The organism is uncultured Bacteroides sp. (assembly GCF_958445495.1).
Lineage (GTDB): Bacteria > Bacteroidota > Bacteroidia > Bacteroidales > Bacteroidaceae > Bacteroides.
This window is the reverse complement of record NZ_CAUCSQ010000049.1, coordinates 1-21375: the sequence shown is the minus strand read 5'-3', so window position 1 is coordinate 21375 and position 21375 is coordinate 1. Positions and strand designations below refer to the sequence as shown.

At 38.5% G+C, this 21375-nt stretch carries 15 protein-coding genes and 1 pseudogene; 10 read left to right on the top strand and 6 right to left on the bottom strand.

Annotation, left to right across the window (positions count from 1 at the left end; genetic code table 11):
• Positions 1–175 precede the first annotated feature (175 nt).
• Positions 176–1843: a formate--tetrahydrofolate ligase gene (locus Q5076_RS14530; RefSeq protein ID WP_303014317.1), complete on the top strand. Its 1668-nt coding sequence runs from the start codon at positions 176–178 to the stop codon at positions 1841–1843.
• Between the two features lie 396 nt (positions 1844–2239).
• On the opposite strand, the gene glyA is transcribed toward Q5076_RS14530, so the two are convergent.
• From glyA to pyrB, 5 genes are all read right to left on the bottom strand, one after another.
• Complete coding sequence (glyA, locus tag Q5076_RS14525; protein ID WP_303014316.1) at positions 2240–3520, bottom strand: serine hydroxymethyltransferase; 1281 nt, start codon at positions 3518–3520, stop codon at positions 2240–2242.
• 205 nt (positions 3521–3725) lie between these two features.
• Positions 3726–4460 (bottom strand): porin family protein, encoded by a 735-nt coding sequence (locus Q5076_RS14520; RefSeq protein ID WP_303014315.1) that lies wholly within the window; start codon positions 4458–4460, stop codon positions 3726–3728.
• 66 nt (positions 4461–4526) lie between these two features.
• Complete coding sequence (locus Q5076_RS14515) at positions 4527–5105, bottom strand: flavin reductase family protein (RefSeq protein WP_303014314.1); 579 nt, start codon at positions 5103–5105, stop codon at positions 4527–4529.
• 139 nt (positions 5106–5244) lie between these two features.
• Positions 5245–5706, bottom strand: a complete 462-nt coding sequence (gene pyrI / locus Q5076_RS14510; RefSeq protein ID WP_303014313.1) for an aspartate carbamoyltransferase regulatory subunit — start codon at positions 5704–5706, stop codon at positions 5245–5247.
• Entirely contained in the window at positions 5703–6644 is a 942-nt protein-coding gene (pyrB, locus tag Q5076_RS14505) for an aspartate carbamoyltransferase (RefSeq protein WP_303014312.1), read from the bottom strand. The genes pyrI and pyrB overlap by 4 nt, the downstream gene beginning before the upstream one ends.
• A gap of 344 nt (positions 6645–6988) precedes the next feature.
• On the opposite strand from pyrB, the gene Q5076_RS14500 reads away from it, so the two are divergent.
• The 5 genes from Q5076_RS14500 to Q5076_RS14480 all read left to right on the top strand — a co-directional run bounded on the left by Q5076_RS14500 (position 6989) and on the right by Q5076_RS14480 (position 13068).
• Entirely contained in the window at positions 6989–9316 is a 2328-nt protein-coding gene (locus Q5076_RS14500; RefSeq protein WP_303014311.1) for a transglycosylase domain-containing protein, read from the top strand.
• 81 nt (positions 9317–9397) lie between these two features.
• Positions 9398–9766 carry a 2-amino-4-hydroxy-6-hydroxymethyldihydropteridine diphosphokinase gene (locus tag Q5076_RS14495; protein ID WP_303014325.1) on the top strand — a complete coding sequence of 123 codons (369 nt, stop codon included), beginning with the start codon at positions 9398–9400 and terminating at the stop codon, positions 9764–9766.
• Between the two features lie 8 nt (positions 9767–9774).
• Entirely contained in the window at positions 9775–10530 is a 756-nt protein-coding gene (kdsB, locus tag Q5076_RS14490; RefSeq protein ID WP_303014310.1) for a 3-deoxy-manno-octulosonate cytidylyltransferase, read from the top strand.
• 1 nt (position 10531) lies between these two features.
• A complete protein-coding gene (locus tag Q5076_RS14485; RefSeq protein WP_303014324.1) occupies positions 10532–11815 on the top strand; it encodes a pitrilysin family protein in 1284 nt (427 codons plus the stop codon).
• 83 nt (positions 11816–11898) lie between these two features.
• The gene (locus tag Q5076_RS14480; protein ID WP_303014309.1) at positions 11899–13068 is read left to right on the top strand and encodes a phosphatidylinositol-4-phosphate 5-kinase; all 1170 of its coding nucleotides are present in this window, start codon (positions 11899–11901) and stop codon (positions 13066–13068) included.
• Positions 13069–13251: 183 nt separating this feature from the next.
• Here the strand turns inward: Q5076_RS14480 and Q5076_RS14475 are convergent, their stop codons facing one another.
• Positions 13252–14190, bottom strand: coding sequence for a ribose-phosphate pyrophosphokinase (locus Q5076_RS14475; protein ID WP_303014308.1), 939 nt, complete (start codon positions 14188–14190; stop codon positions 13252–13254).
• 153 nt (positions 14191–14343) lie between these two features.
• Here Q5076_RS14475 and Q5076_RS14470 point away from each other — a divergent pair, with 153 nt between their 5' ends.
• The 4 genes and pseudogenes from Q5076_RS14470 to Q5076_RS17905 form a co-directional block, all read left to right on the top strand.
• Complete coding sequence (locus tag Q5076_RS14470; protein ID WP_303014307.1) at positions 14344–18657, top strand: DUF5113 domain-containing protein; 4314 nt, start codon at positions 14344–14346, stop codon at positions 18655–18657.
• 35 nt (positions 18658–18692) lie between these two features.
• Entirely contained in the window at positions 18693–19421 is a 729-nt protein-coding gene (locus Q5076_RS14465; protein ID WP_303014306.1) for a DUF5932 domain-containing protein, read from the top strand.
• A 40-nt stretch (positions 19422–19461) separates the two neighbouring features.
• Positions 19462–20916: an AbgT family transporter gene (locus Q5076_RS14460; protein WP_303014305.1), complete on the top strand. Its 1455-nt coding sequence runs from the start codon at positions 19462–19464 to the stop codon at positions 20914–20916.
• Between the two features lie 291 nt (positions 20917–21207).
• A pseudogene (locus Q5076_RS17905) lies at positions 21208–21375 on the top strand (DDE transposase); the annotation flags it as partial.

Genomic DNA, 21375 nt, shown 5'->3' with positions numbered 1-21375 from the left:
AACAACAGTATTAGTCAAAAAGAGTTTGTTCTTTTATGTGGATTTTATTTTATCTGAAATATTTTATTTCTCTAATGCTTTATTATTTACGATATATCCAGTGAGTTTTTAATTTTTCATTCTCGCTTTTTTATTATACTTTTGTTCTTTCAAATTAAAAACTAATCATATCTGTATGAAGTCAGACATAGAAATTGCTCGCAGTATTGAACTAAAAAAAATAAAGCAAGTTGCTGAGAATATCGGAATTCCTCGTGAAGAAGTGGAAAATTATGGTCGCTATATTGCAAAGATTCCCGAATATTTGGTTGACGAAGAGAAAGTTAAGAAAAGTAATCTTATCCTAGTAACTGCCATTACGGCAACTAAAGCCGGTATTGGTAAAACGACAGTGTCTATCGGGCTTGCTTTAGGGCTTAATAAAATTGGGAAAAAAGCGATTGTCGCTTTGCGAGAACCGTCTCTCGGTCCATGTTTTGGCATGAAGGGGGGAGCGGCTGGAGGAGGATATGCGCAAGTGCTTCCTATGGAAAAAATTAATCTCCATTTTACCGGGGATTTTCATGCTATCACTTCTGCTCATAATATGATTTCTGCCTTGCTTGATAATTATCTTTATCAAAATCAGGCGAAAGGTTTCGGGTTAAAAGAAATCTTGTGGCGGCGAGTTCTCGATGTGAATGACCGCTCTTTACGCAATATTGTTGTCGGACTTGGACCGAAAACAAATGGTATTACTCAAGAATCGGGTTTTGATATAACGCCGGCGTCAGAAATTATGGCGATTCTTTGCCTTTCCAAAGACATAACAGATTTGCGCCGTCGAATTGAGAATATCCTGTTAGGCTTTACTTATGATGATAAGCCTTTTACGGTAAAAGATTTAGGGGTAGCAGGAGCAGTCACTGTATTGCTGAAGGATGCTGTCCATCCCAATCTGGTGCAGACTACGGAAGGAACTGCCGCTTTTGTGCATGGTGGTCCGTTTGCTAATATTGCTCATGGGTGTAATTCCATTTTGGCAACTAAATTAGCTATGTCGTTCAGTGATTATGTAGTTACAGAAGCTGGTTTTGGTGCAGATCTCGGTGCAGAAAAATTTTATAATATTAAATGCCGCAAAAGTGGGCTTCAACCACGATTGACTATTATTGTTGCTACTGCACAAGGATTGAAGATGCATGGGGGTGTTAGCATTGACCGTATTAAGGAGCCGAATATGGAGGGGTTGAAAGAGGGATTGCGTAATCTGGATAAGCATGTTCGTAATCTTCGTACTTTCGGACAGACGGTAATCGTTGCTTTTAATAAGTTTGCAACTGATACGGATGAGGAAATGGCGTTATTGCGTGAGCATTGTGAACAATTAGGAGTGGGGTTTGCTGTCAATAATGCATTCAGTGAGGGAGGAGAAGGAGCTGTAGATATGGCGCGGTTAGTGGTAGACACCATTGAGAATAATCCGTCCGAACCTTTATGCTATACTTATAAGGAAGAGGATAGTGTGCAGCAGAAAATCGAAAAAGTGGCTTGTAATATTTATGGAGCAAGTGTTATTACTTATAGCAGTATTGCCCGTAATCGTATCAAACTGATTGAGAAAATGGGTATTGCACATTATCCGGTTTGTATTGCTAAAACGCAGTATTCATTTTCTGCCGATCCCAAGATTTATGGTGCGGTGAATAATTTCGAGTTCCATATTAAGGATATAGTGATTAATAATGGGGCGGAAATGATTGTGGCTATAGCTGGAGAGATTCTTCGTATGCCCGGTTTGCCCAAAGAACCACAGGCGTTGCATATTGATATAGTGAATGGGGAAATTGAAGGCTTAAGTTGATTGATACGATTGTCTGCTTTTTGGTTTATTTTGAATAGTACTGTTTTATAGCGACGAATATGAAGTAAATCCCCGTCTTTCCTTATGACATAATGTGGAAAGATGGGGATGATTATATATAGAGTCCAGTGTGTTTCCGGATTCTTTTTCCGGTATTTTCACACTGTACATTTGTTTCCCTTTTTCTATTATATGGTGTTTGCTAATGGCATCCGATGTATTTCTTGTTTTCATTGTAGTAAGAAAACAGATTTCTTTATGGATAGTTTAGAATGAATTGTTAAATAATAAAAAAGTCTGCACTCTTTTTTAAGTGCAGACTGGATAAAATTAATAATAAGAAAATTATACCTTATATTATAACTATTGATTTCCAAGTATTTGCGAGCTTTAATTTTAATATGCAAATAGAGGATATTTTTTCATTGTCTCATTGACACGTGTACGGACTTGTGTAATAACCTCTTCATTTTCCACATTAGATAATACTGTTTCAATCATTTCAGCAATTTCAAGCATCAAGTCTTCTTTTGCACCGCGAGTAGTGATAGCTGGTGTGCCCAAACGTATGCCAGAAGTCTGGAAAGCTGAACGGCTGTCAAACGGAACCATATTTTTATTGACAGTGATGTCTGCAGAAACCAAAGCCTTTTCTGCTACTTTACCTGTTAAGTCTGGATATTTAGTTCGTAAATCGACCAACATGGAGTGATTATCAGTTCCGCCGGAAACAATGGTAAATCCGCGGTCTATCAAAGCTTGAGCAAGTACGGAAGCATTTTTCTGTACCTGTTTTGCATATTCTTTAAATTCAGGTTGTAGGATTTCGCCGAATGCTACAGCTTTAGCTGCAATCACATGCTCCAACGGACCACCTTGAATACCGGGAAATACAGCAGAGTCCAATAACTGAGACATCATCTTGATTTCACCTTTCGGGGTTTTCTTTCCCCATGGATTGGGAAAATCCTTACCCATCATGATAACACCACCGCGAGGTCCACGAAGCGTTTTATGTGTAGTGGAAGTAACAATATGCGCATATTTAACAGGGTTCTCCAATACTCCTGCAGCAATCAAACCTGCAGGATGCGCCATGTCAATCATCAGAATGGCACCAATTTTATCTGCAATTTCACGCATACGCTTATAATCCCATTCACGGGAATAGGCAGAGCCGCCGCCAATAATCATTTTCGGTTTTTCACGCAGGGCAATTTCTTCCATTTGGTCATAGTCAACACGTCCCGTTTCTTTATTTAAATTATATTCACAGGGAGTATAGATAATACCGGAAGTGTTTACCAGTGAACCATGAGAAAGATGGCCGCCGTGTGCGAGATTTAATCCCATAAATTTATCACCTGGATTTAAAACCGCCAAGAAAACAGCAGCATTTGCTTGTGCTCCTGAATGGGGCTGTACGTTCGCCCATTCGGCATCAAAGATTTTTTTCAGACGGTCGATGGCGATTTGCTCGCTTTGGTCTACGACTTCACAACCTCCATAGTAACGTTTACCGGGGTAACCTTCTGCATACTTGTTAGTCAGGCAAGAACCCATTGCCTGCATAACCTGATCACTCACAAAGTTTTCAGATGCAATCAGCTCAATACCTTTAAGCTGACGTTGATGCTCTTTTTCGATGATGTCGAAAATTAAGTCGTCTCTTTTCATGCTTTTATTATAATAAGTAAGATTAAATTTCTGATTCTAGATACCTTATTTAAGTGTGCAAAGTTAATGAAAATAAATAAAGAACGAAGGAAGTATAAGAAAAATGTTAGGGAAAAATGGAGTTTGATGGATAATAGTCAGTTAATTTCTTAGAATGAATTGGTATTGTTTTTAGTTATATGACTTTACCATACAGCTTGTTTGTCTAGAACATGAATCCGAGAGAGAAACTTAATGCACTGTCACGTCGATTGAAAATAATTCGGCTTATTCCTATACTGCCGTCTGAATTGATATTGTCATAAGTGATGGATTTGGATATATTTCCTATTCCCTGTTCATAGCGGAAATCAAAGAAAATACGGGAAATGTTGACACCTACGCCGATTACGGCACTTATATTGAACGGATATAGTTTCTCGTGAATACCTTTCTGGTCGAAATTGCTGAAGGTAATTTCGTTTTTCTTACCCCATAGATAACGGAGTTTCGGACCAATGAAAATAGACATTCCATATGGTCCTTTTTTTACTACATTGTATCCGTATAAAATAGGAAAGTCGATGCTGTGTAATACGGATTGTACAGATGCATAATCCGGTTCGATAGCTGGGTGCTGGGACCCCAGTTTGTCGAAAGTAATTTCACATTTGGTTACATTGTATGACACTTCCGGCTGAATGAAATGCTTTTTCATATTGATACGCATAAAAAGTGCTCCAAAATAACCTATTTTATAATTGTTCTGCACTTCATCAATGGTTACATCTTTTATTTTCAACTCAGAAACCATAAACATGGAGGAATTGAACCCAGCTTTGATGCCGAAATTTATTTTTTTCGTATTGGGACGTCCTACCTTGTCTGTAGTACCGGAATTTTGCCCGAAAGCACTACAAGCTATTGTCAACAAACTGAGGAGAAGCGTTTTATGTAACATAAATTATTGTTCTGTTGATTCGCCTGCCAATTAGTTAGTTAATAATGCAGACAGGTCGTATTTCGTTTATTTTTCTTTTTTGTTTTTCTTTTCTACGCTCCAACCGAATTTCCCGATTTTTGTCCCTAACTCATAGTATCCTCCATGTACATATACTAATGGATTGGTTTCTGCCAGCTCGAATTTACCAGTTTCCCGATTCAGATTTTGGTCGTCAGCACGTACGTTTACCACATCCGCAATGAACATATCATGAGAACCAAGGGATATGATTTCTTTTACACGACATTCAATACAAAGAGGGGATTCTTCAATTAGGGGAGCATTGACTATTGTACAACGTCCGGGAGTCAACCCCATTTCTTCGAATTTATGATAATTGCGTCCCGAACGAACTCCGCACCAATCGGTTGCAAAGGCCATGTCTTTTGTTGTCAGATTGATGACGAATTCCATATTTCGTTTGATAATTTCGTAGGAATACCGCTCCGGACGAACAGATATATAACACATGGGCGGGTTAGTACAAATGGTACCCGTCCATGCTATGGTAATGATATTGTATTCATTTTTGTCTTTTCCGCAACTGACTAGTACAGCGGGTAATGGATAAATCATCGTTCCTGGTTTCCAGTCTTGTTTCATAATTTATCAGAGTTTTCATCACAAATGATAGGCTTTCCTGTTATCTGAATAATCAAGGCGAAAAATATATCGTTATACAATTTAATAGTCATCATCACAAAATTAACCTTTGGCAATGTAGTCTGTGATGAAAAAAGAGTTAGAGGATGCTAATCTCTTCTCTTTTTTGTTCTTTCTCACAATAATGACATTTCACGATACAATTTTCTTTGTCTATCACATGAAAAATTGTAGACATTGGCTCATTATTTGTAATACATTTCGGGTTAGCACATTTAACAATTCCGTGGAGTTCATCCGGCATCTTTACTTCTTTTTTTTCTACTACTTCATAGTCACGGATAATGTTAAGTTTAACATGAGGCGCAACAACGGAAATGCGATTGATTTCCTCATCGCAGAAAAATTTGTCTGCAATCTTAATAATGCCTTTTTTACCCAATTTCTTACTGTCCAGATTGAATCCGATGGTAATGTTGCCTATCATGTGTTCTACACCGAGCAGTTGTACTACGGTAAAGAGCTTTTCAGAAGGAATATGGTCTATTACCGTCCCGTTTTTCAGAGCTGCTACTTGCAATGCTTGTTTATTCTCATTCATAATAAAATATCATTTTTAACGTCCTCTAATGTAATACCTAACACATCGCAAAGAATAGCTTCACGAGCATACAAGCCATTTTGTGCCTGTTGGAAATAGTATGCTTTCGGATTATTGTCTACATCATAGGCAATTTCGTTGACGCGGGGTAATGGATGCAGGATACGTAGGTTGGAGCGGGTATTTTCCAACATTTTGTTACGTAGGATATATACATTTTTCACCCGTTCATATTCCATTAGGTCGGTAAACCTTTCGCGTTGTACCCGTGTCATATACAGGATATCTGCATCTGCAATGATTTCTTCCGTAAAATCAGTGTATTCCACATATTTAATTTGATGAGTTTTACAATAGAGTTTATACTCTTCCGGCATTTTCAGCTCATCAGGAGCAATAAAGTGGAATGTAGGGTTGAAATGGCGCATAGCCATTAACAGGGAATGTACGGTACGGCCGTATTTTAAATCACCTATCAAAAAAATATTCAAGTTTTCCAATGTACCCTGTGTCTTGTAGATGGAATAGAGGTCGAGCATCGTTTGTGAAGGATGTTGGTTAGCTCCGTCACCGGCATTCACAATAGGCACCGGAGCAACTTCACTGGCATAACGGGCAGCTCCTTCAAGATAATGACGCATGACAATGATATCTGCATAATTGCTTACCATCATAATGGTATCTTTTAACGTTTCTCCTTTGGAAGAACTGGTCGCTTTAGGATCGGAAAAACCGATGACTCGTGCACCAAGCCGATTGGCAGCCGTCTCAAAACTTAGGCGGGTACGAGTGGATGGCTCAAAAAACAAAGTTGCTACTACCTTACCTTGTAATAACCGGCGATTAGGGTTCATTTCAAATTGCTTCGCCATTTCGAGCATGTAGAGAATTTTTTCTTTAGAATGTTCGGCAATGGTTACTAAACTTCTGTTTTCCATTTTGTTATATTTTATGTGGATAGAACTTGTTTTACCGGAGTGTAAAGATAAGAAGAATTTGTGAAAATATAGTATGCCTATAAAAAAAATAACAGAAAAAACATATATCTCAAGTAGTGTTTTGTCGGGCACAGGTTATCTTTGTGTAATGGGTATATTGTCTGTTCATGTGTATATTAAGTATATTTCTTCATATCTGTCGTTTTCGTTATTTTTATACTTGAAATATTTATTCTGAGGAAGGTGTTAGAAAACTGAAATAATTGCCAAACTCGTTGGTCGGATATTAGATTTTATCTAACTTTGCGACTTTATCAAATGCGTCTTTTTAAGTAAGAAAAAACATGATTCGAAAAATAATAAAAGCTCTTTGGATTTTGTTGGCAGTTGTTCTGTTTGCAATAGTTATCATTTTTGTTTCTATTTCTAAAGGTTGGATTGGCTACATGCCCCCGGTGGAGGAATTGGAAAATCCCAATTATAAATTTGCAACGGAAATATTTTCAGAAGATGGGAAAGTACTTGGCACATGGTCCTATAGTAAAGAAAACCGCATATATACAGCTTATAAAGAATTATCTCCCGGTATTATCAATGCTCTGATTGCAACGGAAGATGTTCGTTTTGTAGAGCATTCGGGAATTGATGCCAAAGCATTGTTTCGGGCATTTGTGAAACGGGGATTGCTATTTCAGAAAAATGCGGGTGGAGGCAGTACTTTGTCTCAACAACTCGCGAAACAATTGTTTACGGAAAATGTAGCTAGAAATACACTTCAACGTCTTTTTCAGAAACCGATTGAGTGGGTAATCGCAGTGAAATTGGAACGTTATTATACTAAAGAAGAGATTCTGAGTATGTATCTCAACAAATTTGATTTTCTAAATAATGCTGTGGGCATTAAAACCGCAGCACATACGTATTTTGGCTGTGAGCCAAAAGACCTGAAAATCGAACAGGCAGCTACATTAGTCGGTATGTGCAAAAATCCTTCACTTTATAATCCGCTTCGTTTTAATGAGCGCTCTCGCGGTCGTCGTAACGTGGTGCTCGAACAAATGCGGAAAGCCGGGTATATTACCGAGGCGGAATGTGATTCGTTGAAAGCCCTTCCGTTGAAATTGTCCTATAATCGCGTGGACCATAAGGAAGGGCTGGCTACTTATTTCCGCGAATATCTTCGTGGGGTGATGACGGCGTCGAAACCCGTTAAAAGCAATTATCGTGGTTGGCAAATGCAAAAATTTTATGAAGATTCTCTAGCATGGGAAACGAATCCGTTGTATGGTTGGTGTATGAAGAACAAAAAGAAAGACGGTTCAAATTATAATATTTATACAGATGGATTGAAAATCTATACTACTCTGAACTCACGGATGCAGCAGTATGCCGAAGAAGCGGTAGAAGAGCATTTAAATTATTTGCAACCGATATTCTTTAAAGAAAAGAAAGGGAGTAAAAACGCTCCGTATGCAAGAGATTTATCGGCAAAGCGTGTAGAGGAACTACTGACAAGAGCAATGAAACAGACTGACCGTTATCGCCTGATGAAAGAAGGAGGGGCCTCTGAACAAGAAATTCGAAAAATGTTTGATAAACCGGTGGAAATGACTGTCTTCTCATGGAAAGGAGCTAAAGATACGATTATGTCACCGATGGATTCAATTCGTTATTATAAATCGTTTCTACGTACCGGATTTATGTCAATGGATCCTTCGAACGGGCATGTGAAGGCTTATGTGGGTGGGCCGAATTATGTATATTTCCAATATGACATGGCAATGGTTGGACGGCGGCAAGTAGGTTCTACCATCAAGCCGTATCTGTATACATTGGCTATGGAAAATGGCTTTTCGCCCTGTGATCAGGTTCGTCATGTGGAACAGACGTTAATTGATGAAAATGGAATACCTTGGTCTCCTAATAATGCAAATAACAAGCGTTATGGCGAAATGGTAACTTTAAAATGGGGATTAGCCAATTCGGACAATTGGGTTTCTGTCTATTTGATGGGTAAATTGAATCCATATAATCTGGTGCGTCTGATTCATAGCTTTGGTGTACGCAATAAAGTTATTGACCCAGTCGTTTCACTTTGTTTGGGTCCTTGTGAGATTTCTGTCGGTGAAATGGTAAGTGCTTATACAGCATTTGCTAATAAAGGAATTCGTGTAGCTCCTTTATTTGTTACCCGTATCGAGGATAATGATGGAAATGTGATTTCTACATTTGCACCGCAAATGGAAGAGGTTATCAGCGTTTCAAGTGCATACAAGATGCTTGTGATGCTCCGTGCCGTTATTGATGAAGGAACAGGCAGACGTGTACGTTATCGTTACGGAATAACTGCCGATATGGGTGGAAAGACTGGAACAACTAATGATAATTCTGATGCATGGTTTATGGGATTTACCCCTTCACTGGTATCCGGATGTTGGGTAGGAGGCGATGAACGTGATATTCATTTTGCTAAAATGACTTATGGACAAGGAGCTGCTGCGGCTTTACCTATTTGGGCAATTTATATGAAAAAAGTATATGAAGATCCGTCTTTAGGATACAGTCAACAAGAGTCATTCGAATTGCCTGAAGGATTTGATCCATGCGCCGGTTCAGAAGTACCGGACAGTGAAGTTTTTGAAGAAACGGGGTTGGATGACCTTTTCAATTAAGAATTATCAATTGAAACAGTTTCTTTACTTAGTTTGTAAATCTTGGTTTTTGATTTTTAATTGTCATTTTTTATTAAACAAGTGCATAAGTGTATTATTTGTATTGGAAGTAATTATAAACGGAAGGAAAATCTAGTTCTGGCACGACGTAAATTGATAGATTTATTTCCGACTATCCGTTTTGCGTCCGAACAGGAGACACAGCCTTTGTTTTTTCGAAGTCCGGCATTGTTTTCTAATCAGTTGGCATTGTTTTTTTCTGAAATAGAAGAAGAGAAAATAAAAAAAGCACTGAAGGCAATTGAAAAATCTGCAGGACGCCATCCGGAAGATAAGAAAAAAGAGAAAATCTGTTTGGATATTGATTTGCTTTCTTTTGATGATCGGATATTAAAACCTGAAGATTTAAAGAGAGAATATGTCATGAAAGGATTGGAAGAATTAAAATGAATTCAGATATGAAATTTTTGGGAATTATACCTGCTCGTTATGCATCTACCCGTTTCCCCGCGAAACCATTAGCTATTTTGGGTGGAAAAACCGTAATACAACGTGTATATGAACAAGTGGCGGGCATTCTTGATGACGCCTATGTTGCTACTGACGATAAACGGATTGAAGATGCAGTAAAGGAGTTCGGGGGAAAAGTCGTTATGACATCTGCAAATCACAAAAGTGGCACAGACCGCTGTTATGAAGCTTGTACTAAAATAGGAGGAAATTTTGATGTCATTGTAAATATACAGGGTGACGAACCGTTTATTCAGCCTGCACAGCTTAATGCAGTAAAGGCTTGTTTTGAAGATGTTACTACGCAAATTGCTACTTTGGTGAAACCTTTTGCAACTGACGAACCGTTTGCTTTGTTAGAAAATATAAACTCTCCCAAAGTGGTCGTCGATAAAAACTGGAATGCATTATATTTTAGTCGTTCTGTCATTCCTTATCAACGTAACGCGGAAAAGAAAGACTGGTTGAAAGGGCATACTTATTATAAACATATTGGTTTGTACGCTTATCGGACAGAAGTACTAAAAGAGATAACGGCTCTTCCCCAATCTTCATTGGAATTGGCTGAATCTTTAGAACAGCTTCGTTGGTTGGAAAACGGCTACAAAATAAAAGTGGGTATCAGTGAAGTGGAAACTATCGGAATTGATACTCCGCAGGATTTAGAACGTGCGGAGATATTTTTAAAAAATAATCATGAATAGTATAGACCGTACAATACAGCCTGAAATACAATCATTGAAAGATTTCCACATATTTCCTCCTGTTCGGACTGTTTTGCCGAATGGTGTCCCGTTGAGTATTGTTAATGCCGGTGAACAGGAGGTAGTGCGCATAGATGTGCTTTTCGGTGGAGGGCGCTGGCAGCAATCGCAAAAATTACAGGCATTGTTTACCAATAGGATGTTACGTGAAGGCACTGTGAAGTATTCAGCTTCAGCAATTGCCGAGAAACTTGATTACTATGGTTCGTGGCTTGAATTGTCCAGTTCATCAGAATATGCTTATGTTACTGTTTATTCTTTAAATAAGTATATAGCAGAGACATTGGAAATTGTAGAGTCAATGATTAAAGAACCGCTTTTCCCGGAAAAAGAATTGCAGACCATTTTGGATAGTAATATCCAGCAGTATTTAGTCAACATTTCAAAAGTGGATTTTCTCGCACATCGTAGTTTACTGTATTCTCTCTATGGAGGACAGCATCCATGTGGAAAGATTGCTACGGAAGATGATTATCGTGCTGTTACCAGTGATATTCTCCGTGATTTTTATCAAAGGTATTATCATTCGGGGAATTGTTCTGTTTTTCTTTCGGGAAAAGTGACAGAAGATATTGTTTGGCGGGTAACGGATGTATTAGGTACTCCATTCGGGCAATATCAGTTAAGAACCCCCGAATTAGACTTCCCTCATATAACGGTGCCAGAGAAAAGGATTTTCACAGAGCGGGAAAATGCCATGCAGAGCGCAGTGAAAATGGGATGTATTACCATTACCCGCGAGCATCCCGATTATTTAAAATTGCGGGTGTTGATGACTTTGTTCGGAGGATATTTCGGTAGTCGTCTGATGTCTAATATTCGGGAAGACAAGGGATATACTTATGGGATATCGGCAGGAATCATGTCATATCCGGACAGTGGAGTATTAATGATTTCGACAGAAGCTGGGAATGAATACATAGAACCTTTGATTCAGGAAGTATATCATGAAATTGAGCGGTTACATCAAGAACTTGTGTCTACGGAGGAGTTGAATATGGTGCGTAGTTATATGTTGGGCGAGATGTGTCGGAGTTACGAATCACCTTTTTCGTTAGCAGATGCATGGATATTCGTTGCCACTTCCGGTTTGAGGGATGATTATTTTTTGCGTTCTTTACAGGCTGTGCAGGAGATTACCCCTAACGAAATGCAAGGTTTAGCCAGGAATTACTTGTGCAAAGAGAAATTAAAAGAGGTCATAGCAGGTAAAAAGTTATCATAATTTGCTATCCGGTAGGTACTTTTTGGAAGAGAAATCGTATCTTTGTCCAAATTGTAATTTAAAAAGAATAACTACTAAAACCAATGAGGAAATATCTATATACTACACTTTTATTAGCCCTTCTTGTGCAGGGAAGAGTAATGGCACAAGATAATGAAGGGAAAAAAGGCGGATTTTTCGGAAAAATAAAAGATGTATTCTCTACTGAAATAAAGATTGGGAATTATACTTTTAAAGATGGTAGTGTCTACACAGGTGAAATGAAAGGACGCAAACCGAATGGAAAAGGAAAAACAGTCTTTAAAAATGGAGATGTTTATGAAGGGGAATATGTTAAGGGGAAACGAGAAGGATTCGGAATTTACATGTTTCCTGATGGAGAAAAATATGAAGGACAATGGTTTCAAGACCAACAGCACGGGAAAGGTATCTATTATTTTATGAACAATAACCGGTATGACGGTATGTGGTTTCAGGATTATCAGCACGGTGAAGGTACAATGTATTATCACAATGGTGATTTATATGTCGGTCAGTGGGTAAACGACAAGCGTGAAGGCGAAGGTACTTATACCTGGGCGAATGGTGCCAAATATTCCGGTCATTGGGCAAATGATAAAAAAAATGGCAAAGGAACTATGAATTGGGATGACGGCTGTAAATACGAGGGTGATTGGAAAGATGATGTCCGTCATGGCAAAGGTACATTTGAATATACTAATGGAGATAAATATGAAGGGGATTGGGCAGATGATATTCAACATGGTAAGGGCACTTATTTTTTTCATACGGGAGATCGTTATGAAGGTTCTTATCTTTTGGGTGAACGTACCGGGGAAGGGGTTTATTATCATGCCAACGGTGATAAATACATAGGAAACTTTAAAGATGGTGCGCAAGAAGGGAAAGGTACTTTTACATGGGCAAATGGTGCCGTGTATGAAGGCGACTGGAAAAATAACAAACGTGAAGGTAAAGGGGTTTATAAGTGGAGCAATGGCGATGTGTATGAAGGCGACTGGAAAGATAATCGTCCGAATGGCCAAGGAACTTTAAAAACTGTAGCCGGTGTAGAGTATAAAGGTGGTTTTATAGATGGTTTGGAAGATGGGCAAGGAGTTCAGACCGATAAGGATGGTAATCGTTTTGAAGGCTTTTTTAAACAAGGAAAAAAGAATGGTCCTTTTGTCGAAACTGATAAAAATGGGAAAGTGATTAAAAAAGGAACCTATAAGTTCGGAAGATTGCAATAAATATCAATGATTGTTGAAAAATGATAGTGGACTACGGTATTTCGTGGTCCATTTTTTGTGATTATGTGTGTTGTAAGACAGATGAAGTTATACAAATAAAAAATGGACAATAACTGAAGTAGTATCGTCCATTTTTTATTTTCTGTTGAACGGTAAATTCAACATTTAACCTATCATTTTATATTAAATGATGTATTGTGAACTGATTGATTCGTTATTCATTACGCGCCTGATAGTTTCGGCAAACATATTGGCGATACTTAGTTGTTTTACTTTTGCACATTTCTTTGCATAAGGGATACTGTCAGTAAACACCATTTCAGTCAGAGCCGATTCCTGCACACGGAAAGAAGCCGGATCAGACATAACACAATGACTGGCAATGGCACGTACGGACTTAGCTCCGGCTTCCATCATAATATTAGCAGCTTTAGTGATTGTGCCGGCTGTATCAACAATGTCGTCAATTAAAACAACATTTTTATCTTTTACATCGCCAATAATTTGCATGGAGGCTACCTCATTGGCTTTTTCGCGTGATTTATTACAAAGTACCAACGGTACACCAAGATACTTGGAGAAAGTACTAGCTCGCTTTGACCCCCCTACATCGGGTGTTGCAATCACTAAATCATCCAATTGCAATGATTGAATATAAGGTAGGAATACTGCTGACGCATACAAATGGTCTACTGGGATGTTGAAAAATCCTTGAATTTGATCTGCATGCAAATCCATTGTAATCAGTCGGTCAATACCCGCTACTGATAATAAGTCAGCCACTAATTTGGCTCCGATAGATACACGCGGTTTGTCTTTTCTATCCTGACGCGCCCATCCGAAATAAGGAATGACTGCTACGACACTTTTTGCAGATGCACGTTTGGCAGCATCAATCATCAGGAGAAGTTCCATTAGGTTGTCTGAATTCGGGAATGTGGACTGAACCAGAAATACGTGTGCGCCACGAATTGATTCCTCATATGAAACTGCAAATTCGCCGTCGGCAAAATGGGTAATGTTCATATTTCCCAGAGGACAATTGAGGCTTGCGCAGATTTTCTCTGCAAGATATCTCGAGTTTGTTCCCGAGAATACCATAAAGGGTGCTTTTTCGCTCATTTTGTAATAGATGTTACCTATTTGTTAATTTGTTTGCAAAGGTAGGAATTTCTCTTATTATTTAGAACGACTTATTGTATAAAAAATATTTTTCTCTCTAATCTTATCGGAAATATTTGTAGATTTGCTTGCTGAATATAGTAAATCACAAAAATGAGCTCACGTTTTCCTTTTTACATAGTAGGTCTGGTGTTGTTTGTCTCTTTCTTTTCATGCACGGATATGGTGCCTACAAAAGAGGTGCGTTTGATTGATTCGCTTAATGGAAAGGCGTATGCTTATCGTTATCGTAGTCTGGATTCTTCTTACAAATACGCCGATGCCGCTTATTCTATGGTGAATTTTTATAAATCAGGGAAAGCGGAAGCATCCAACAATTTGGGTTTTTGTGCATTTATGAATATGGATTTCGACCGTGCGGAAGCATTGCATAAAGAGGTCTATAAGCTGACGAAAAATGAACTGGAATTGCTTGTTGCCGATATTGGGCTTATGAAAATCTGTCAACGGACAGCAATGAATAAGGAATTTTATGATTATCGGAACAGTGCTCTCCGTCGGATGAAACGCATTCGGGAAGAAAGTGATTTGTTTGTAGACCGGCATGAGAAACTTCGATTAGATTATGCTTTTACTGAATTTTTCATAGTTTCATCCATTTATTACTATTATCTTCAACAACGGAAAGAAGCGTTTGAAACACTTAGTCAAATCCCGGAAGATGAAGCGTTGGCAGATACTAACCAATTGCTTTATTATCATTATATCAAAGGGTCGGCATCATTGATGGAAGCAAATAAGCCGGAGGAAAGAAAACTTCGTGAGTTTGATCAACTTTATTTTACGTGGTGGACCGCTGTTCAAGGTAAACATTTATATTTTGAAGGAAACGGATTACAAGGATTAGCCAATCTGATGGTTTCTCCTGCCAATTTTAATTTTTATCAGACAAGGAGAGGGCATGCGCTTGAACAGTTTGACTTTCCCGTAGATTCACTAATGCCCTTACGCCTGGCGCAGCTTGCACTCAGAAAATTTCAGGAATATGATGATTTATATCAGATTGCAGGAGCTTATGTCTCTATCGGTAAGTATCTGAATGTGCATGGACGTTATTCCGAAGCGTTAGATACGTTGACGAAAGCACTGGATTGTGTAAACAGGCATCACATGCTCTATTATCATAATGAAACGGATACGTTAGACAAATTGCGTCCCTATGTCGAAGGAGATACGACTTATACAGGAGTGCCGTGGATTACGGAAGGTAAGATAAGGACTGTACCAGAGTGGATTTCCAGGATTCGGGAGCAGTTAAGCGTTTCGTATGCAGGGTTAGGGATAAAATATGCATCTGATTATAACCGGAATATGTATCTGGATATCTTAAATTTTACCCGGCAGGATAAAGAACTAGAAAGCCGTTATGCTTCACTAGAAGCCGGTTCACGGCAAATGACCCTTGTACTTTTTCTAGTTATTGTCGGTCTGTTACTGGTGATTATTCTCTGGTGGTTCTTTAATCGACGTTCTAAGATACGGAATCAAACGGACGTTGAACGTTTACAGCGAATTTTATCTCTTTGTCGTGACATAACTTCTTCTATTCCGATGAATGTACCTTTAATCCAACACGGTATTGACCTGTTGTTCGGCAAGGGAAGACTGACTTTGAAAATTACGGATGAAGGAAAAACCGTACTTGTCCCCATGCATCGGCTCAATAAGGATGAAAAGGCTTTGGTGCATGTGCTTGAACCTTATATTGTATGGGCCGCCGACAATGAACAAATAGTGGCAACATTGAGTGACGAACGGAGTCTGTTAGAGAAACAAAGATATGTGTATGAACAGCATATCGCCGATAATAAACGCCAAAATCTAATTAAAAAAGCCTGCCTGGCAATTGTGAATGGCATTAATCCCTATATAGACCGTATTTTAAATGAGGTGCATAAATTAACGGAGAAAGGATATATTGATAATGAAAGAATAAAAAAAGAGAAATACCTGTATATTGACGAACTGGTAACCACTATAAACGAATACAACGATATCCTTGCTCTTTGGATTAAAATGAAGCAGGGGACGCTTAGCCTGAACATTGAAACATTCAATCTGAATGAACTGTTTGAATTGTTGGGAAAAGGACGACGGGCCTTTGAAATGAAACAGCAGACATTAGAAATTGAACCGACTGCTGCTATGGTAAAGGCAGACCGTGCATTGACCTTATTTATGATTAACACCTTGTCCGAGAATGCCCGTAAATATACTCCTGCTGGAGGTATAATAAAAATATATGCACGTACAACAGATACGTATGTAGAGGTTTCTGTGGAGGATAATGGAAGAGGAATATCTCCGGAAGATGTCGTACGGATTGTTGGTGAGAAAGTTTATGATTCACGTGTCATAGGTATGAAAAGTGCTATAGATCCGGATGAATTGAAAGAAAATAAAGGAAGTGGCTTTGGATTGATGAATTGTAAGGGAATTATTGAGAAATATAAAAAAACAAATGAGTTGTTCCAGGTATGCGTATTTAATGTGGACAGTGAGTTAGGGAAAGGAAGCCGTTTTTATTTTCGTTTGCCTTTGGGAGTACGTAAGGTCATTGGAATATTATTATGTTTGTTACTTCCGGTAGGAATGGAATCCTGTTTATATGATTCTATTCCATCAATATCACAAGGAATTGATTCGCATGTCGTTGCAACAGATTCTGCTTATGAGTATTTATTGGATATGGCATCTGATTATGCGAATGCCGCTTATTTTGCCAATGTGGATGAGCAGTATGAAGTTGCATTGCATTATATAGATTCTGCCATGACATTGTTGAATAAGCATTATGAAAAATATGCCCGTCCGGATTGTCCGCATCAATATATGAAACTTGTAGATGAAGGTACACCTGCCGAGCTTTTATGGTGGAATGAATTTTTTGATTCGGATTATCATGTAATTTTGGATATAAGAAATGAGGCGGCAGTCGCTTTTCTGGCCTTGAAGCAATTAGATGCATACAGTTATAATAATTCTGCATTTACGGATTTATATAAGTTACAGGGAGAAGACCAGACATTAGAAGGATTTTGTAGACAATTGGAACGTTCGAATACGAATAAGACAGTGGGAATTATTTTGTGTTTTGTCTTGCTGATTGTATCTTTGATAGGATATTATCTTTTATATTTAAGAAAAAGAATACAAAACCGTTTGAATTTGGAACAAGTACTTGAGATTAACCAGAAAGTGTTTGCTGCTTCTTTAGTCAGGTCGCAGGAACAGGAAAATGTGGAGGCTCTTCAACGGGAAGAAAGTACGCTCAAGGAAATTCCGCAACGTATTGTAGACGAGGCATTCAGTTCTGTGAATGAGTTGCTGGTTATCGACCGGATGGGAATTGCTGTTTATAACGAAACGACACATCAGTTGGAATATGCCTCACATCCTGGACAGGAAATGCCGGAAATGATACGACATTGTTTTGATACGGGAGAATATTTTTCAGAACAGTGCTTTCAAGCTATTCCTTTAAAAGTGGAGGCAGGAGGAGAACATCAATGTGTCGGTGTACTTTTTTTGGAACGTAGAGAAGGAACAAGGCAGGAAACCGATCGTTTGCTTCTTGAATTAATTGCCCGTTATGTAGCGATTGTCGTGTTTAATGCTGTGGTAAAATTAGCTACGAAATATCGGGATATCGAATCGGCGCATGAGGAAACACGGCGTGCTTCATGGGAAGATGGAATGTTACATGTACAGAATATGGTACTTGATAATTGTCTTTCGACAATTAAACATGAAACGATTTATTATCCGAATAAAATTAAGCAGATTGTAAGCCGGTTGAACGTACAGGAACTTTCGAGAGAAGAGGAGAGGGAGGCGGTGGAAACGATGACGGAGTTGATTGAATATTATAAGGGGATTTTTACGATTTTAAGCTCATGTGCTTCCCGGCAATTGGAAGAGGTTACTTTTCGGCGGACAACAGTTTCAGTACAGGAACTTTTTGCTGCTGCTGAAAAATATTTCAGGAAGTCGATAAAGAATTATCAGGAGAAAGTAGAATTAAAAATGGAAATGATAGATGCTGAAGTAATAGGAGATGTGAATCTGTTACGTTTTTTGCTTGAGAGTTTAATTGATGAAGCATTGACGGTTCATGAAAAAGGAATATTACGTTTGCAGGCTTGTAAAGATAATGAGTATATACGTTTTCTTTTTACGGATACAAGGCGTGAGAAGAGTGTATCGGAATTGAACCAGCTATTCTATCCGAATCTGGCACGCATGACTTCTGGAGAAGAGGGTGAATTGAGAGGAACGGAATATTTGGTATGTAAGCAAATTATTCGAGACCATGACGAATTCGCAGGACGTAGAGGATGTCGTATCAATGCCGAACCGGCTGAAGGCGGAGGATTTACCGTTTACTTCACTATCCCATGCAAGTGATAAAAAATAAATTATAAAGTTATTAAAATAAGGAAATGGAAGGACAAAAGTTTAAAGTTATTATTGTAGAGGATGTTAAGTTAGAACTGAAAGGTACAGAAGAAATATTTCGTCATGAAATACCTGATGCAGAGGTTATAGGTACAGCTATGACGGAGAGTGAATTTTGGCCTTTAATGGAAGCACAACTTCCTGATTTGGTATTATTGGACTTAGGACTAGGTGGCTCTACTACTATTGGAGTTGATATTTGCCGGAATATATTTAAACGTTATAAAGGTGTTCGTGTATTAATTTTCACAGGTGAGATATTAAATGAAAAGTTATGGGTAGACGTACTTAATGCCGGTGCTGACGGAATTATTCTCAAAACAGGAGAACTATTGACCAAGACTGACGTACAAGCTGTAATGGATGGGAAAAAACTTGTTTTCAATTATCCCATTTTGGAGAAAATTGTAAATCGTTTTAAAAAGTCGGTAGTCAATGATGCAAAACGTCAGGAAGCAGTGATTAATTATGATATTGATGAGTATGATGAACGTTTTTTGCGCCATTTGGCTTTAGGATATACGAAAGAAATGATTGCTAGTTTAAAAGGAATGCCTTTCGGGGTGAAGTCATTAGAAAAACGGCAAAATGATTTGATTGGGCGTCTTTTTACGAATGGGGAACGGGTAGGAGTGAATGCCACTCGTTTAGTGGTTCGTGCTTTGGAGTTACGTATTCTTGATTTGGATAATTTAGAGGCTGACGAAGAGTAGATTCGACAATCAGCCTGATAAGAAATAAGTTTTAAGATAAATGAAGAGTAAATGGCGTATGCCCCATCCTGCCACAATGTATCTTCTGTTGACGATGGCAGTTGTCTTTCTTTCCTGGATATGTGATATTTATGGGTTGAAAGTCACATTACCCCAGACAGGTGAAAATATTCGTGTACAAAGCCTGTTAAGTCCGGAAGGAATCCGTTGGTGGTTACGAAACGCTATTCAGAATTTTACGGGATTTGCTCCGTTGGGTATGGTAATTATTGCCATGTTTGGATTGGGGGTTGCCCGGCATTCTGGTTTTATTGACGCATGTATCCGTATGGGAGTAGGAGATAAGCAGAAAAAAAAGAAAATCATTTTGTGGGTGATTATTCTGGGATTGTTATCTAATGCTATCGGTGACGGAGGATACATCATTTTATTACCTATTGCCGCAATGTTGTTTCAATGGGTGGGACTCCATCCACTTGCAGGAATCATTACCGCTTATGTTTCTGTAGCATGTGGGTATAGTGCCAATATCGTGTTGAGTACAATGGACCCATTGTTGGCACATACTACACAAGAAGCTACGCTTGCCCAGACAGGATATCAGGGGAATACGGAACCATTATGTAATTATTTCTTTATGAGTGCCTCCACCGTCGTCATTGCCGCTATTATATATTGGCTGACTCAAAAGTGGCTTCTTCCTGTTTTGGGAAAATATGAAGGAAACGTAACAATGGAGACCTACCGTCCTTTGTCCCGTAAAGAACGGCGGGCAATAATGATTTCAATTATTGTTGCGGGAATTTATATAACTTTGATTCTTTGGCTTACTTTTTCTTCTTATGGAATATTACGCGGTGTGAATGGAGGTTTGATGCATTCTCCTTTTATTGCAGGTATTCTTTTTCTCCTTTCCTTGGGAGCGGGAATTACGGGAATGGCGTATGGTTTCAGTTCCGGGCATTATCGGTCAGACAATGACGTAATTGAAGGACTTATCCAACCGATAAAACTTTTAGGTGTTTATTTTGTTATAGCTTTCTTCGCCGCTCAGATGTTTGCTTGTTTTGAATATTCTCATTTGGACAAGTGCCTTGCTATCATGGGGGCAAATATGCTTTCTTCTTTTGAACCGGCACCGTTATTTTCACTTGTTCTTTTTATTTTGTTTGCAGCATTTATCAATTTAATTATGGTGTCCGCTACTTCCAAGTGGGCATTTATGTCTTTCATTTTTATCCCAATATTTGCGCAATCGGGGATTTCTCCGGATATTGTTCAATGCGCTTTTCGTATTGGCGATAGCTCGACAAATGCTATTACTCCTTTTATGTTTTACATGCCTTTAGTGTTGACATATATGAGACAGTATGACAAACGGGTGACCTATGGGACATTATTCAAATATACTTGGCGTTATTCTCTGGGTATTTTAATAATATGGATACTCTTTTTTATTATTTGGTATGTGTTGAAGATTCCGATGGGAGTGTGAATCTTATTTCCAATTCTATCATTTGATTATTTTTTGTGTTGTGAGAAAAAATTATCTATAAAACGAACAATATAGATTGTAGCGACTCCTGCTATAATTAGCATAATGATACGGGTTAACATAAGCTTTATACTGATATAAAATAATTAGGGACATTCAGTAAATAGTATAAAATTAGCCAACTAATTCATACTTAAAGTATTGCGAATTAGTTGGCTTTTTTGTATCTTTAGGTATTCCCCCGCAAACAAGGTTTGGTAGCCAAAACGGGGGAAATTCCCAAACCAAGATATGGCAAAGATACGAAATATTTCAGAAATTCACCCGACTTTGGGGTTTACAGAATTCGATATTCTGGAAAAATATCGCAAGAGTTTTAATGAGAGTGAGCTTGGCAGGCTTCATTCCGTATTCCCATTTGAGAGTATGGCAAAAGTCGCCGGTCTATCCCAGTGCCGC